Origin of the sequence: Rhodoferax sp. (assembly GCF_010365055.1) — a bacterium.
Lineage (GTDB): Bacteria > Pseudomonadota > Gammaproteobacteria > Burkholderiales > Burkholderiaceae_C > Rhodoferax.
Genome location: NZ_JAAFHA010000004.1, coordinates 131835 through 146416 on the forward strand (window position 1 = coordinate 131835; position 14582 = coordinate 146416).

General features: G+C 61.7%; 13 protein-coding genes. 2 read left to right on the forward strand and 11 right to left on the reverse strand.

Features of this window, described 5'->3' with window-relative positions:
• Positions 1-6: 6 nt before the first annotated feature.
• The 10 genes from aspS to GZ093_RS02290 form a co-directional block, all read right to left on the reverse strand.
• Positions 7-1821 carry an aspartate--tRNA ligase gene (gene aspS, locus GZ093_RS02245; RefSeq protein WP_296481482.1) on the reverse strand — a complete coding sequence of 605 codons (1815 nt, stop codon included), beginning with the start codon at positions 1819-1821 and terminating at the stop codon, positions 7-9.
• 49 nt (positions 1822-1870) lie between these two features.
• Positions 1871-2518, reverse strand: a complete 648-nt coding sequence (locus GZ093_RS02250; protein ID WP_296481587.1) for a DUF502 domain-containing protein — start codon at positions 2516-2518, stop codon at positions 1871-1873.
• A 36-nt stretch (positions 2519-2554) separates the two neighbouring features.
• Positions 2555-2911: an FmdB family zinc ribbon protein gene (locus GZ093_RS02255; protein WP_296481485.1), complete on the reverse strand. Its 357-nt coding sequence runs from the start codon at positions 2909-2911 to the stop codon at positions 2555-2557.
• A gap of 69 nt (positions 2912-2980) precedes the next feature.
• On the reverse strand, positions 2981-4546 hold the full coding sequence (gene ubiB, locus GZ093_RS02260; protein ID WP_296481488.1) for a ubiquinone biosynthesis regulatory protein kinase UbiB: 1566 nt from the start codon (positions 4544-4546) through the stop codon (positions 2981-2983).
• Positions 4543-5097, reverse strand: coding sequence for a hypothetical protein (locus tag GZ093_RS02265; protein ID WP_296481490.1), 555 nt, complete (start codon positions 5095-5097; stop codon positions 4543-4545). Before GZ093_RS02265 ends, ubiB begins: the two co-directional genes overlap by 4 nt.
• A gap of 78 nt (positions 5098-5175) precedes the next feature.
• Positions 5176-6126: a TIM44-like domain-containing protein gene (locus tag GZ093_RS02270; protein WP_296481493.1), complete on the reverse strand. Its 951-nt coding sequence runs from the start codon at positions 6124-6126 to the stop codon at positions 5176-5178.
• A 56-nt stretch (positions 6127-6182) separates the two neighbouring features.
• Positions 6183-6914: a bifunctional demethylmenaquinone methyltransferase/2-methoxy-6-polyprenyl-1,4-benzoquinol methylase UbiE gene (ubiE, locus tag GZ093_RS02275; protein WP_296481496.1), complete on the reverse strand. Its 732-nt coding sequence runs from the start codon at positions 6912-6914 to the stop codon at positions 6183-6185.
• A gap of 143 nt (positions 6915-7057) precedes the next feature.
• Positions 7058-7471, reverse strand: coding sequence for a DUF971 domain-containing protein (locus tag GZ093_RS02280; protein ID WP_296481499.1), 414 nt, complete (start codon positions 7469-7471; stop codon positions 7058-7060).
• Positions 7472-7505: 34 nt separating this feature from the next.
• Positions 7506-7946, reverse strand: a complete 441-nt coding sequence (locus GZ093_RS02285; protein ID WP_296481502.1) for an HIT family protein — start codon at positions 7944-7946, stop codon at positions 7506-7508.
• A gap of 3 nt (positions 7947-7949) precedes the next feature.
• The gene (locus GZ093_RS02290) at positions 7950-11873 is read right to left on the reverse strand and encodes an FAD/FMN-binding oxidoreductase (RefSeq protein ID WP_296481504.1); all 3924 of its coding nucleotides are present in this window, start codon (positions 11871-11873) and stop codon (positions 7950-7952) included.
• Positions 11874-12028: 155 nt separating this feature from the next.
• On the opposite strand from GZ093_RS02290, the gene ugpQ reads away from it, so the two are divergent.
• Positions 12029-12817, forward strand: coding sequence for a glycerophosphodiester phosphodiesterase (gene ugpQ, locus GZ093_RS02295; protein WP_296481506.1), 789 nt, complete (start codon positions 12029-12031; stop codon positions 12815-12817).
• Here ugpQ and GZ093_RS02300 read toward each other — a convergent pair.
• Positions 12814-13092 carry a hypothetical protein gene (locus tag GZ093_RS02300; protein ID WP_296481509.1) on the reverse strand — a complete coding sequence of 93 codons (279 nt, stop codon included), beginning with the start codon at positions 13090-13092 and terminating at the stop codon, positions 12814-12816. The genes ugpQ and GZ093_RS02300 overlap by 4 nt on opposite strands.
• A 71-nt stretch (positions 13093-13163) precedes the next feature.
• Here GZ093_RS02300 and hemA point away from each other — a divergent pair, with 71 nt between their 5' ends.
• Positions 13164-14423: a glutamyl-tRNA reductase gene (gene hemA, locus GZ093_RS02305; protein ID WP_296481512.1), complete on the forward strand. Its 1260-nt coding sequence runs from the start codon at positions 13164-13166 to the stop codon at positions 14421-14423.
• Positions 14424-14582 lie beyond the last annotated feature (159 nt).

Sequence of the window (14582 nt, forward strand, 5' to 3'; positions counted from 1 at the left end):
ACTTGATCAAACCGTTTTTGTCAGCTCAGGGGTACGCAGCCGGATGTGCAGTTCACGCAATTGCTTTTCGTCCACCGTGGACGGCGCTTGCGTCAGCAGGCACTGGGCGCGCTGGGTCTTGGGGAAGGCGATGACATCACGGATCGACTCGGCACCGGTCATCAGGGTAATGATGCGGTCCAGACCAAAGGCCAGGCCGCCATGCGGTGGCGCACCGTATTGCAGCGCATCGAGCAGGAAGCCGAATTTTTCCTGCGCTTCCTCGGGGGTGATCTTCAAGGCGTCAAACACTTTTTGCTGCACATCGGCGCGGTGGATACGCACCGAGCCACCGCCCATTTCCCAGCCATTGAGCACCATGTCATAGCCCTGCGAAATGCACTTCTCAGGGTCGGTCACCATCAAGTCTTCATGCCCTTCCTTGGGCGCCGTGAACGGATGGTGCACGGCGCTGTAGCGCTGGTTTTCCTCGTCGTACTCGAACATCGGGAAGTCCACCACCCACATCGGGCGCCAGCCCTTTTCGAACAAGGCGTTCTTCTTGCCAAACTCACTGTGGCCCACCTTGAGGCGCAAGGCGCCCATGGCGTCGTTGACGATCTTGGCTTTGTCCGCACCAAAGAAAATCAGGTCTCCATCTTGCGCGCCGGTGCGGGCCAGCACGTCGGCAAGCGCCTTGTCGTGAATATTCTTGACGATGGGCGACTGCAGACCCTCGCGCCCTTTGCTCAGGTCATTGACCTTGATGTACGCCAGCCCCTTGGCGCCGTAGATTTTGACGAACTCGGCGTAAGCGTCAATCTCACCCCGGGTCAAGCCGCCGGTCTCGCGTGCGCCGCCCGGAATACGCAGGCCCGCCACGCGGCCACCCTTCATGGTCGCGGCGCCCGAGAACACCTTGAAGTCCACGTCCGTCATCACGTCCGTCAACTCGGTGAATTCGAGCTTGACACGCAGATCAGGCTTGTCGGAACCATAGCGATGCATCGCCTCGGAATAGGCCATCACGGGGAATTCGCCCAGGTCAACATTCAAGGTGGTCTTGAAGACGGTCGTGATCATGCCCTGGAACATGTCGCGAATCTCTTGCTCACTCAGGAACGAGGTCTCAATGTCAATCTGCGTGAATTCGGGCTGACGGTCAGCGCGCAGGTCTTCGTCACGGAAGCACTTGGTGATCTGGTAATAGCGGTCAAAGCCGGCCACCATCAACAACTGTTTGAACAGCTGCGGGCTTTGCGGCAAGGCAAAGAAGTGACCGTCATGGACGCGGCTCGGCACCAGATAGTCGCGCGCGCCCTCGGGGGTGGACTTGCCCAGCATCGGGGTCTCGATGTCAATGAAGCCATTGGCATCGAGGAACTTGCGCACCTCCATGGCCACGCGGTAACGCAGCATCAAATTGTTTTGCATGTAGGGGCGGCGCAAGTCCAGCACCCGGTGCGTCAGGCGCGTGGTCTCGCTCAGGTTGTCATCGTCAAGCTGGAACGGGGGTGTGACCGAGGGATTGAGCACGGTCAACTCATGGCACAGCACCTCGATCTTGCCGCTCTTGAGGCCTTCGTTGACAGTGCCTTCGGGGCGAGCGCGCACCAGACCCTTGACCTGAATGCAGAACTCGTTGCGCAGACCCTCAGCCACTTTGAACATGTCAGCACGGTCCGGATCGCACACCACCTGCACGTAACCTTCACGGTCGCGAATATCAACAAAGATCACGCCGCCATGGTCGCGCCGACGATTGACCCAGCCGCACAGGGTCACGGTTTGACCCAACAGGGCGTCGGTCACAAGACCGCAATAATGAGAGCGCATGGCCATAAACAACTTTCAAAGCCCGCCTCACAAGGCGGTACAGGTTATCGAGAAATTAAAGAGGAACTTGCTTGGGTGCCAGCCGAATCGCGGCCGTTGGCGCCACCGAGCCCATGGAAATCACATAGGTCAGCGCTTCGTCGACACTCATCTGCAATTCAATCACTTCAGCGCGTGGCAGCAGCAGGAAAAAACCACTGGTCGGGTTCGGCGTCGTCGGCACATAGACACTCACAAAATCAGCCCCAAGGTGCTCAGCCACCTCGCCGCCGGGCGTGCCGGTCTGGAACGCAATCGTCCAGACCCCGGCGCGCGGATACTGGACCAGCATGGCCTTGCGAAACGCATTGCCATTGCTTGAAAAAAGTGTATCCGACACTTTCTTGACGCTGTTGTAAATGGTCTTGAAAACCGGAATATGGGCAAACAGCCGGTCCCATTGCGCCAGCCACCAGCGACCTGCCACATTGGAGACCAGCGCACCGGTGAGCAGCAAGGCGCTAAAGACCAGCACGACACCCAGGCCGGGAATGCGACGCAGCGGCTCGATCAGGGTGCCGGCAGCGTTGGGGGTCAGGGCCACCAGGCCCGTCAAGACACCGCCAAAAATCGCGTCGAGCAGACCGACCAGCCACAGCAGCACCCAAATGGTGATGGCCAATGGCAACCAGACCAGTAAGCCAGTGAGCAGGTACTTTTTGATTGGCACGAGAATTCCAGCGTTTCTGGTTGGCGAGCGTTAATGGCAGGCGCAACCGCCGGCGCAACCACCGGTGGCTGCGGCTGCCGGTGCGGCTACTGATTTTGCGGTGGCGCTCTCGCTGGGCTGGGTAACCTGCGGCGTGGCCGCCGTGCTGGGGCTGCTGTCTGTGGCCGCGGGAGCGGCGGTTTCGGTGGCAGCGGTCGCGGGTGCACCGCCCTTGAAATCGGTGGCGTACCAGCCAGAACCTTTGAGCTGGAAGCCCGCCGAGGTCAGTTGCTTCTTGAAGCTAGAGGCACCGCAGGACGGACACTCGGTGAGCAAGGCATCCGACATCCTTTGCAGCACGTCCTTGGCAAACCCGCAGGACTCACATTTATAGGCATAAATTGGCATGGCATTACGACTCGGGTTTCAGGTAGCAAAGCCCGGCATTATAAAGCGCCACCCAGCCAAGCGCGCTGACTAGAAAACCCGCACCCGCACAATCACCTGCATGACGACCAGGCCTAGCGCAAATCCGGCCGCCCCATACAGGAATGCCTGCAACAAACGGTTGGTGCGTTTTTGCTCGGCCAGCAGCGCGGCGAGTTCTCCGCCCTGCCCGGACTTGCTGTGTTTCAGAAAGTCAACCAGCAGCCGCGGCAACTCGGGGATCAGTTTGGCATAGAGCGGGGCCTCGTTGCGCAACTGATCGACCAGCATTTTCGGCCCCAGTTGGTCAATCATCCACTTCTCCAGAAACGGTTTGGCCGTGCTCCACAGGTCCAGGTCCGGGTCGAGTTGGCGACCCAGGCCTTCGATGTTGAGCAGCGTCTTTTGCAGCAGCACCAGCTGCGGTTGAATTTCGACATGGAAGCGCCGCGAGGTCTGGAACAGCCGCATCAAGACAATGCCGAGCGAGAAATCTTTCAGCGGCCGGTCAAAGTAGGGTTCGCACACCGAGCGGATGGCCGACTCCAGCTCATCGACCCGGGTCGCCGGCGGCACCCAGCCCGACTCGATGTGCAACTCGGCGACCCGCTTGTAGTCGCGCCGGAAAAACGCCGTGAAGTTTTGCGCCAGGTACTCTTTGTCCGACCCCGTCAGCGTCCCCACAATGCCAAAATCGAGTGAGATGTAGCGGCCAAAGGTCGCAGGGTCAATGCTGACCTGGATGTTGCCGGGGTGCATGTCGGCATGAAAAAAGCCATCACGAAACACCTGTGTGAAGAAAATCGTGACGCCATCGCGTGCCAGCTTGGGGATGTCAACGCCGGCGGCCTTGAGGCGCTCCACCTGACTGACGGGCACCCCGTGCATGCGCTCCATCACGATGACTTCGGTCGTGCAATAGTCCCAGAACATCTCCGGGATCAGCACCAGATTGAGCCCCGCCATGTTGCGGCGCAACTGCGCAGCGCTGGACGCTTCACGGATCAAGTCAAGCTCGTCGTGCAGGTACTTGTCAAACTCGGCCACCACTTCACGCGGTTTCAGGCGCTTGCCGCCGTTGGAGAGGCTATCGACCCAGCCCGCCATCATGCGCATCAGGCTCAGGTCTTTTTCAATGGCCAGCATCATGCCGGGGCGCAACACCTTGACCGCCACCTCGCGCTCGCGACCGTCCCGGTCTTTCAACACCGCGAAGTGGACCTGGGCAATCGAGGCACTGGCCACCGGCACCCGTTCAAACGAGACAAAAATGTCGCCCACTTTTTTATTGAATGCCCGTTCAATGGAGGCGATGGCCACATCACTGTCAAACGGCGGCACCCGATCCTGCAGGCGGGCCAGCTCATCGGCAATATCGAGCGGCAGCAAGTCGCGTCGGGTCGACAGCACTTGGCCGAACTTGACGAAAATCGGGCCCAGGCTCTCCAGCGCCTCACGAATCCGTTGCCCGCGCGGCGCCTCAAGATTGCGCCCGATCGACACCATGCGGGCCAAGGCGTGCAACCAGGGCTTGCGAAAGCTCGTCAGAAACAACTCGTCAAGGCCAAATCGCAGCAACATCCAGACGATGAAGACGCCGCGAAACAAACGCCTCATGTTGGCGCCTTGGTCGGGCCGGGTGCCACTGCATTGCCCAGAAACTGGCGCAGACTCGCCGCCATGCTGCGCGCCGCTTGACCCAAGGTATGCGCGGGCGCATCGCCCATCAGCCGCGCCAGGTCTTCTTCAATATCCCAGCGCACGTGATCGACCAGCCAGTTCACCTCGGCAGCCAGTTGCACATCGCCTGCAATGCGCACCGGCGGCTTGTCGCCGCGCAGTGCGCCTTGCACCAGCGCCCACGGTGACTCTTCAGAAACAGCCAGCACCAAGTCGGGCTTGGCTTGCGCCGTGGCAAGGTCGAACAAACCCGCCGGCGTGGCCGTCAGCTTGAGCGCAAAGGAGCGCCATTGCATCAAAACGACCCGCCCTTTTTGTCGCGCCAGGCGGCTGGTCGCCTCGGTTTCCTGCATCAAGATGTGATTGAGCAGCAAGACGATGCGCCGCTGCGCCTCATCAACGGCCCAATCGGGCGGATGCAAATTGGGCAGTGGGGGAAGGTTTTGGAGAAGACTCTCCAACAAAGAAAAAGGGGACTGTGTTGCCATAGTCCCCGATTATTCCCTGAAATCAGCCTGTTACCGCAGTCGACGGTGATTGCGGTCCCGGATCCTGTGCACCTTGAGCTATTGCAGCGCCTGTACCCCGGCGACCAGCCAGCCACTCTTGCCGCTCTTGCTCTTGGTCATGTTCCACACTTCGCGGAACGGGCTGGCACCAGCCGAAGGCTCTTCGCGGATCATGCCGGAAAACTCGACACTGGCCATGTACTCGTCGCCCGTGTCTTCAATGCCCAAAAGCTGCGCTTCGATCATGACCACATCGGTCAGGTTGACCGGGCCGCCGGTGTGGGCTTCGCGCTCGGCGAGCTGCGCCTGAATCTCTTTGAGCATGGTGTCGGTCATCATGACGCGCAGGGCGTTGATGTCCGACTTGTCCCAAGCCGCCTGCAGCGACACAAAATTGCCTTTTGCCGACGTGAGAAAACCCTCGGCGTCAAAGCCATCGGGAACGCCCCAGTTTTGCGAACCCGCCAGGCCCGAGCCAATCATCGAACCCGCTGCCGGCGCTGTCTTCAGGGCATCAAAGGCCATGCTGCTGCGCTCCCAGGGACGGGCAGACGCGTCGTTGCCTACATTCTCGGGCCGATAGCTGGCGGGCATCTGCGCGCCGCCGGCCGGTGCTGCGCCTTGAAAGGCAAACGGTGATTTACCTGAGGTTGGCGATGGCGCACCCTGGCGCGACCGCTTGTACCAGGCAAAGGCCATCATGATCACGAGCGCCAGCAGGGCGAACATCATGAATTGAGCCATACCTTCACCGAAACCCAGGGAACTGGCCAGCCAAGCCAAGCCCAAGCCAGCGGCCAGACCGCCCAGCATGGCGCCCCAAGGCTTCTTGGGCGCCACCCCCGCAGCGGCCCCTGGCGCTGCAGGAGGCGGCTTGGGCGCGGCTTGTCGCTGCGTCACATTGCTCGACTGCTTGCCAAAGGATTTGCCGCCCCCGAAACGGGCTGCCTCGGCATGAAAGCCTGCCATCAACACAAATGCCGCCAATATAAAGGACCAAATCTTCATCATGTCTCCAAAAAAAATTTTACCAACTGACGATGTTTTCCAACATCACAACTGTCTCAACACTTGATTCCAACGTGCAAGGCTACCAGCCCACCGGTGAGGTTGTGGTAATCCACATGACCAAAGCCATTATTCTTCATCAGGACTTTGAGCTCCTCCTGGCCCGGATGCATGCGAATCGACTCGGCCAGGTAGCGGTAGCTGGCGTCATCGCCCGCCACCAGTTGCCCCAACTTGGGCAACACCTTGAACGAATACCAGTCGTAAACTTTTTCCAAAGGCGGCGCCACCTTGGAGAACTCCAGCACCAGCAATTTGCCACCGGTTTTGAGTACCCGGTTCATCTCGGCCAGCGCCTGGTCCTTTTGCGTCATGTTGCGCAGGCCAAACGCCACGCTGACCACGTCAAAGTGATTGCTCGGGAACGGCAGCTTTTCAGCGTCGCACACCACCGTCGGCAGCACCACCCCGGCATCGAGCAGGCGATTGCGCCCGGTGCGCAACATCGCCTCGTTGATGTCGGTATGGACCACCCGCCCGCTTTTGCCCACTTTTTTGGAAAAAGCCAGCGCCAGGTCACCGGTGCCACCGGCAATGTCAAGCACCTGATAGCCCTCACGCACATTGGCCACCATCACCGTGAAGGCCTTCCAGGCGCGGTGCAGCCCCATCGACATCAAGTCGTTCATCAGGTCGTATTTGGGCGCCACGGAGTCAAACACGCCCCGCACGTGCTTTGCCTTCTCGGCTTCATCTACCGACTTGTAGCCAAAATGTGTTGTCGTCATGAGTGCAATACCAAACTGAGAATAGAAAGCCAATTATCAGGCAGAGCGCAGGCCATGGCAGTTTGAAAATGTTTTAGATGAAATCAGGCTGTAGCCCCCGTGTTAATTGGGTAAGCAGCTATCAATTTAAATTAAAGCCCGACTCAATGGCTGGCACAGCTTTTCCCGGCTTTCTCGGGCATCGGCGCATCCCGATCCACGCCGGCGGCCGTGAGGCGGGCGTTGTAGTCAGCCCACAGCTTGTCCTGCTGGGAACCCAGAAAATAGAGATAGTCCCAGGAAAAGATGCCCGAGTCATGGCCATCCGAGAACGCGGGCTGGATGGCGTAGTTGCCGACCGGCTCCAGCCCGGCGAGTTCGACATCTCGCTTGCCGGTCTGCAATACCTCTTGCCCCGGCCCGTGGCCGGCCACTTCGGCCGAGGGCGAGTACACGCGCATCAACTCAAAGGGAAGACGAAAGCTGGCGCCATCGGAAAACGTCACCTCCAGAACCTTGGACTGGCTGTGCACCGTGATCGCCTGGGGCGTCGGCGCGCCTGCCTGCAAACCTGCCATATGAACCACCTCTCTTTGAATTAGCAACTAGAAACTACAAAAAACATGACACCGAAAGCGCCCGCGCTATCGCGTCGTCCACCGCGTCCAGGCGCGCGGCAAGGGCCGCCACTGCCGTCCCGTCCACCGGGCGCTGCGGCGAGCCCCACAGCGGCGCCGGAAAATGGCTGTCCCAGTCAAAGCGCGCAACCACATGCCAGTGCAGGTGCGGCACGACGTTGCCCAAGGCGGCCAGGTTGACCTTGGTGGGCTGCAGTTGCTCACGCAAGGCCTGTTCCACCGCGCACACCGCCGCCATGCACAGGGCGCGATCCTCCAGGTCAAGGTCCGACAACTCGGCCACATGCGCCGTCCAGACCACGCGGTAAAAGGCCGGGAAAGCGGCCTCCTGCGCCCGGATCACCCGGAATTTTTCAGCCTGAAACACCAACGCACCGCCAGCATCGGCACACAGGGGGCAGCTTGCGTCGTTCATGCCTTAAACCAGCACGCGTTCAATGCCGCCGTCATTGGCTTGTCTGACGTACTCAGGCATCCACGCTTTACCCAGAATCTGGTTCGCCATCTCGACCACGATGTAGTCGGCCTCCAGCAAACCGTTGTTCAGGTCTTCGCCAAATCGGCTCAGGCCCTGCAGGCAGGCCGGGCAGGAGGTCAATATCTTCACGTTCTCTTTGGCACCCAACAGTCCCTGGGCACGCAACTGGGCCTCGCCTTTGAGAATTTCTTCTTCCTTGCGAAAGCGCACCTGCGTCGAGACATCGGGCCGGTTCAACGCCAGCGTGCCCGACTCACCACAGCAGCGCTCCGACTGGATCACGTTGTTGCCCAACAAGGCTTTCACGGTCTTGATCGGCTCCTGCAGCTTCATCGGGCTGTGGCAGGGGTCGTGGAACAGGAAGGCCCCCGCATTGGCCAGTGTGATGCCTTTTTCCAGCAGGTATTCATGGATGTCGATGATGCGGCTGCCGGGGAAAATCTTGTCGAATTCGTAGCCCTGCAACTGGTCAAAACAGGTGCCGCAGCTCACCACCACGGTTTTGATGTCGAGGTAGTTGAGCGTGTTGGCGACGCGGTGAAACAGCACCCGGTTGTCGGTGATGATTTTCTCTGCCTTGTCAAACTCGCCGCCGCCGCGCTGCGGGTAGCCGCAGCACAGGTAGCCCGGCGGCAGCACGGTCTGCACGCCGGCATGCCACAGCATTGCTTGCGTGGCCAGCCCGACCTGGCTGAACAGGCGTTCCGAGCCGCAACCGGGGAAATAAAACACCGCCTCGGTCTCGGCCGTGGTGGTCTGCGGGTTGCGGATGATCGGCACGTAGTCCTTGTCTTCGATGTCGAGCAAGGCGCGCGCCGTCTTCTTGGGCAGCCCACCGGGCAACTTCTTGTTGACGAAGTGAATGATCTGCTCGCGCAAAGGCGCCGTGCCCAGCGTGGCCGGTGGCGCCTTGGTCTGCGGGCGCGACAGCGTGCGCAGCATATCCGCCGCAAAGCGCTGGCCCCTGATCGCCAGTTTGGTCATGACTGCGCGCGTTAATTTGATGGTCTGCGGGTTGGTGGCGTTGAGCATGAACATGGCCGCAGCGCCCGCTGGCCGGAAGCTTTTCTTGCCCATCTTGCGCAGCAGGTTACGCATGTTCATGGTCACGTCGCCAAAGTCGATGTTGACCGGGCACGGCGACAGGCATTTGTGGCACACGGTGCAATGGTCGGCGACGTCTTCAAACTCCTGCCAATGCTTGATGCTCACGCCTCGGCGCGTTTGCTCTTCGTACAAGAAGGCTTCGACCAGGAGCGAGGTCGCCAGAATCTTGTTGCGCGGGCTGTAGAGTAAATTGGCGCGCGGCACATGGGTGGCGCACACCGGCTTGCACTTGCCGCAGCGCAGGCAGTCCTTCACGCTGTCGGCAATGGCGCCAATGTCGGACTGCTGCATGATGAGCGACTCGTGCCCCATCAGGCCAAAGCTGGGGGTGTAGGCATTGCTCAGGTCCGCATGCATCAAATCAGGCTCTAGCCCCCGTCCTTCTTGCGTAAGCAGCTCTTTATTGCGTAGCAGCTTGCCCTTGTTGAAGCGCCCTTCGGGGTCGATGCGGGCCTTGTAGTCCATGAAGGGCTGCAATTCTTCGTCGCTCAGGAACTCCAGCTTGGTGATGCCAATGCCGTGCTCGCCCGAGATCACGCCGTCGAGCGAGCGCGCCAGCGCCATGATGCGTTTGACGGCCGCATGGGCGGCTTGCAGCATCTCGTAGTCGTCGCTGTTGACGGGGATGTTGGTGTGCACATTGCCGTCACCGGCGTGCATGTGCAGCGCAACCCAGACCCTGCCTTTGAGCACGCGCTGGTGAATGGTGTTGCACTCGCGCAGAATCGGCTCGAACGCCGCCCCGGAGAAGATTTGCTGCAGCGGGGCGCGCAGCTGCGTCTTCCAGCTGGCGCGCAGGCTGTGCTCCTGCAACTGCGGGAACAAGACGTCCACGTCCTGCAACCAAGTCGCCCACAGCAGGCGCACTTCGGCCAGCAGGCCCAACGCTTGCGCCACGCGATCTTCGAGCAGTTCGGCTGAGGCGACGCCATTCGCATCGTCCTGCTTGCCCAGGGGCAGATTCCCCTGGGCAAAAAATGCCTGCAGCGCGTCACAGAGCGCCAGCTTATTGGTAAGGCTGAGCTCGATGTTGATGCGCTCGATGCCGTCGGTGTACTCGGCCATGCGCGGCAGCGGAATGACGACGTCTTCGTTGATCTTGAAGGCGTTGGTGTGGCGGCTGATGGCGGCGGTGCGCTTGCGGTCTAACCAGAACTTCTTGCGCGCCTCCGGGCTGATGGCAATAAAGCCCTCGCCATGGCGTGAGTTGGCGATGCGCACCACCTCGCTGGTGGCGCGCGCGACCGCATCGGCGTCATCACCGGCAATGTCGCCAAACAGCACCATCTTGGGCACGCCGCCACTGCTCAAGGCGGCGCCGCGCTTGCTCTTGGTGGCGTAGCCCACCGCTTTCAGGTAGCGGTCATCGAGATGCTCCAGCCCGGCCAGCAGCACGCCCGAGCGCGCCGCTTCGGCAAACATGTAGTCCTTGATTTCGACAATGCTGGGCACGGCGTCCTTGGCATTGCCAAAAAACTCCAGACACACGGTGCGGGTGTGCGTCGGCATGCGGTGCACCACCCAGCGCGCACTGGTGATCAGGCCATCGCAGCCTTCTTTTTGAATGCCTGGCAGGCCGCTTAGAAACTTGTCGGTCACGTCCTTGCCCAGGCCTTCCTTGCGGAAGGTCTTGCCGGGAATGTCGAGCCGCTCGGTGCGGATCGGCGTCTTGCCGTCCGCCTTGAAATACTTCAACTCAAAACTGGCCAGCGCCGCGTCGTGGATCTTGCCCAGGTTGTGATTCAGACGCGTGACTTCGAGCCACTCGGCCTGCGGCGTCACCATGCGCCAGCTCGCCAGGTTGTCCAGCGAGGTGCCCCACAACACGGCCTTTTTGCCACCCGCGTTCATCGCGATGTTGCCGCCAATGCAGGAGGCTTCGGCCGAGGTCGGATCGACCGCAAACACGAATCCGGCGCGCTCGGCTGCCTGCGACACGCGCTGGGTTACGACCCCGGCTTCGGTCCACACCGTGGCCACGGGTTGGTCCAGGCCAGGCAGCTGCACCATCTCGACCTCGGTCATGGTTTCTAACTTTTCGGTGTTGATCACCGCGCTCTTCCAGGTCAGGGGAATCGCGCCGCCGGTGTAGCCGGTGCCACCGCCGCGCGGGACGATGGTCAGGCCCAGCTCGATACAGCCTTTGACCAGGCCCGCCATCTCGGCCTCGGTATCGGGCGTCAGCACCACAAACGGGTACTCGACGCGCCAGTCGGTGGCGTCGGTGACATGGCTCACGCGTGACAGACCGTCAAACTTGATGTTGTCTTTGGCGGTGAGCTTGAGCAGCACCCGCTGGGTCTTGCGCCGCAGCGCTGCGGCTTCGACAAAGGAGGCGTCAAAGGCCTGCACCGCATCGCTTGCTGCCTTGAGCAGCTCGCCCACCAGGGCATCGCGCTCGGGATCATTGTGCGGCGTGCGGCGCTTTTGCACTTCATCGAGGCGATGGTGCAGCGCATTGACCAGCAGTACGCGGCGTTTCGGGTTGTCCAGCAGGTCGTCCTGCAAATAGGGGTTGCGCTGCACCACCCAGATATCGCCCAAGACCTCGTACAACATGCGCGCCGACCGGCCGGTGCGGCGCTCGTCGCGCAGGCGGTTCAACCAGTCCCAGGCCGAAGCCCCAAGCAGTCGAATGACGATTTCGCGGTCAGAAAACGAGGTGTAGTTGTAGGGAATTTCGCGAATGCGTTCCTGGCTGTGCGGCGCGCTAACGCCAGCGGGCAGCAAAGAGGTGAGCTTGAGGGGTGCGTTCATCGGTTTCTTGTGATTACAGCCCTTTTGCGGCAACCCTGCACAAAAGACAGGCGCGCCCGGGCTGGGCAGGCGATGTTACCGCAGCGCACATGCACCTACCGCCGTGGTGGACACCTCTATGATGCATGGCGGCACAACCCACGGAGCGCAAAATCATGCCCCATCCTGTCAAGCCCTGGCCCTACCCGCGCTGGATCGCACACCGCGGCGCGGGCCAGCTGGCACCCGAAAACACGCTGGCGGCGTTTCGGGTGGGCGCCAGCCACGGTTACCGCATGTTCGAGTGCGACGTCAAGCTGAGCCTGGACGGCGTACCCTTCCTGCTGCACGACGACACCTTGGTGCGCACCAGCAACGCCCAAGAGCAGTTGGGCGCCGGGCTCAGTACCGTGGGCGGTGACCACCCCTGGGCCACGCTGTCGCAGTTGGACGCGGGCAGCTGGCATTCACGCGCCTTTGCCGGCGAGCCGCTCGCCAGCCTGGCTGCGGTTGCCCGCTTTTGCCGGGCGAACGCCTATTTTGTCAATCTGGAGATCAAACCCACACCCGGGCTGGAGCGCCAGACCGGCCAGGTGGTGGCCGAGCATGCGGCCCGGCTCTGGGCTGACGCTGGTGTGCCCCCGCTGCTTAGCTCCTTTGATGTGCCGGCGCTTGAAGCCGCCCAGGGCGCTCAGCCGCAACTGCCGCGCGCGCTCTTGCTCGATGCGTTGTGGAGCGGTTGGCTGGAGGCGGCCCGCTCGCTGGACTGCGTCGCCATTGTCTGCGACCAACTGCTCTGGGACCCCTCCACGGTGGCGCAAGCGCGCGGTGCCGCCATGCGTACCCTGAGCTACACCGTGAACGAGCCGGCCCAGGCGCAGCGTTTGATCGACTTGGGGATCGACGGCCTGATCACCGACCGCATCGACTGCTTTGCCCCGGCGCGCCAGCCGCCCGCCAACTAATTGAGCCAGGCGCGGCGCATCAGCCACTGGCTGGTGGCGCCAGCCAGCGCCATGGCGAGGTAGGTGAGCATCTTGCCGTCATCACCAAATACCATCAAGCCAAGCACCAGCACGGACACAGACGCAGCAAAATTAATAGCTGCCTGCGCATACAGGGAGCGGGCTAACGTTCGTTTTTTCATAAATAACCGCGCCAGAATCGGCAGCAGCAGTGCCAGCCACAGGGCCGGCGCGATGAAATTGAACAGGTGATTCAGAATAGCAAGCGGGTCCATCAATAAGGGGGTCCAGGGCCATGAAAAGGGGGGTGGCATGTGTCGGCGCCCGATGATTTTATAATTCAATCATGGCAGTCTGGACCTTGGGCATCAATCACACGACCGCGCCGCTCGATCTGCGCGGTCGTTTCGCGTTCGCGCTCGATCAGGTCGAGCCCACTTTGTGCGCTTTGCGCTCGTCCATGTCGCGCCAGCCCGAGGCGGCGCTGATCTCCACCTGCAACCGCACCGAGATCTACTGCGCCGGTGACAAACCCGAGCTGGAGCACACGCTGGACTGGCTGGCCCAGACCGGCGGTGTCTCGTCCACCCTGCTGCGCAGCCACTCCTACACGCTGCAAGACGATCTGGCGGCACGCCACGCCTTTCGCGTCGCCAGTGGCCTGGACTCGATGGTGCTCGGTGAGACGCAGATTCTGGGTCAGATCAAGAACGCGGTGCGCGCGGCCGAAGCTGCCGGTGCGCTCGGCAACACGCTGAGCCAGCTGTTCCAGCGCTCCTTTGCTGTGGCCAAAGAGGTGCGCAGTTCGACCGAGATCGGCGCGCACTCCATCAGCATGGCCGCCGCCGCCGTGCGACTGGCCGGGCAGTTGTTTGAAGACCTGAGCCAGGTGAAGATTCTGTTTGTGGGCGCGGGCGAGATGATCGAGCTGTGCGCGACCCACTTTGCTGCCAAAAACCCCAAGTCCATCGCCATTGCCAACCGCTCGCTGGAAAACGGCGAAAAGCTGGCGCGCCGCTTTGGGGCGGAGGTCATGCGCCTGGCCGACTTGCCGGACCGGCTGCATGAATTTGACGCGGTGGTGAGCTGCACCGCCAGCACGCTGCCCATCATTGGCCTGGGCGCGGTGGAGCGGGCGTTGAAGAAGCGCAAACGCCGCCCGATGTTCATGGTCGACCTGGCCGTGCCGCGCGACATCGAGCTTGAAGTCAAGGCGCTGGAAGACGTCTACCTCTACACCGTGGACGACCTGGCCGGCGTGGTGCAGACCGCGCAGGCCAGCCGCCAAGCCGCGGTGGCGCAGGCTGAAGCGATCGTGGACGCCGGCGTGCTGAGCTTCATGCACTGGGTCGATCAGCGTGGCTCGGTGCCTTTGATCCAACAACTCAACGCCCAGGCCGACGAATGGCGCACGGCGGAGCTGGCACGCGCGCGCAAGCTGCTGGCCAAGGGCGAAGACGTCGACGCGGTGCTGGAGGCGCTCTCCAAAGGCCTGACACAAAAGATGCTGCACGGCGCAATGGCCGAGCTGCGCGCCAGCGACGCTACAGCGCGCGAGCGCGCCAGCGCCGCGATCCAGCACTTTTTCTTGCGCAAAGAGCGGTAAAAAGTATGAGCCCCACGCTTGTCACTTCGTGTACTGCGCTGCCCCCCGGGGGGGCCGCTTCGCCTTGGGGCGCCCCGGCGGCGAAGCACGCCTGCGCCCAGCGTTAGCGACGCTCATCCGCACACCCGCCAGCCCTTCGACAAGCTCAGGGCGAACGGG

Bases quoted from the DNA above. Each gene is read 5' to 3' on its own strand.
- ubiB (WP_296481488.1), bottom strand. From the start codon at position 4,546: ATGAGGCGTTTGTTTCGCGGCGTCTTCATCGTCTGGATGTTGCTGCGA.
- GZ093_RS02270 (WP_296481493.1), bottom strand. From the start codon at position 6,126: ATGAAGATTTGGTCCTTTATATTGGCGGCATTTGTGTTGATGGCAGGC.
- ubiE (WP_296481496.1), bottom strand. From the start codon at position 6,914: ATGACGACAACACATTTTGGCTACAAGTCGGTAGATGAAGCCGAGAAG.
- GZ093_RS02300 (WP_296481509.1), bottom strand. From the start codon at position 13,092: ATGGACCCGCTTGCTATTCTGAATCACCTGTTCAATTTCATCGCGCCG.
- aspS (WP_296481482.1), bottom strand. From the start codon at position 1,821: ATGGCCATGCGCTCTCATTATTGCGGTCTTGTGACCGACGCCCTGTTG.
- GZ093_RS02280 (WP_296481499.1), bottom strand. From the start codon at position 7,471: ATGGCAGGTTTGCAGGCAGGCGCGCCGACGCCCCAGGCGATCACGGTG.
- ugpQ (WP_296481506.1), top strand. From the start codon at position 12,029: ATGCCCCATCCTGTCAAGCCCTGGCCCTACCCGCGCTGGATCGCACAC.
- GZ093_RS02255 (WP_296481485.1), bottom strand. From the start codon at position 2,911: ATGCCAATTTATGCCTATAAATGTGAGTCCTGCGGGTTTGCCAAGGAC.
- hemA (WP_296481512.1), top strand. From the start codon at position 13,164: ATGGCAGTCTGGACCTTGGGCATCAATCACACGACCGCGCCGCTCGAT.
- GZ093_RS02265 (WP_296481490.1), bottom strand. From the start codon at position 5,097: ATGGCAACACAGTCCCCTTTTTCTTTGTTGGAGAGTCTTCTCCAAAAC.
- GZ093_RS02285 (WP_296481502.1), bottom strand. From the start codon at position 7,946: ATGAACGACGCAAGCTGCCCCCTGTGTGCCGATGCTGGCGGTGCGTTG.
- GZ093_RS02290 (WP_296481504.1), bottom strand. From the start codon at position 11,873: ATGAACGCACCCCTCAAGCTCACCTCTTTGCTGCCCGCTGGCGTTAGC.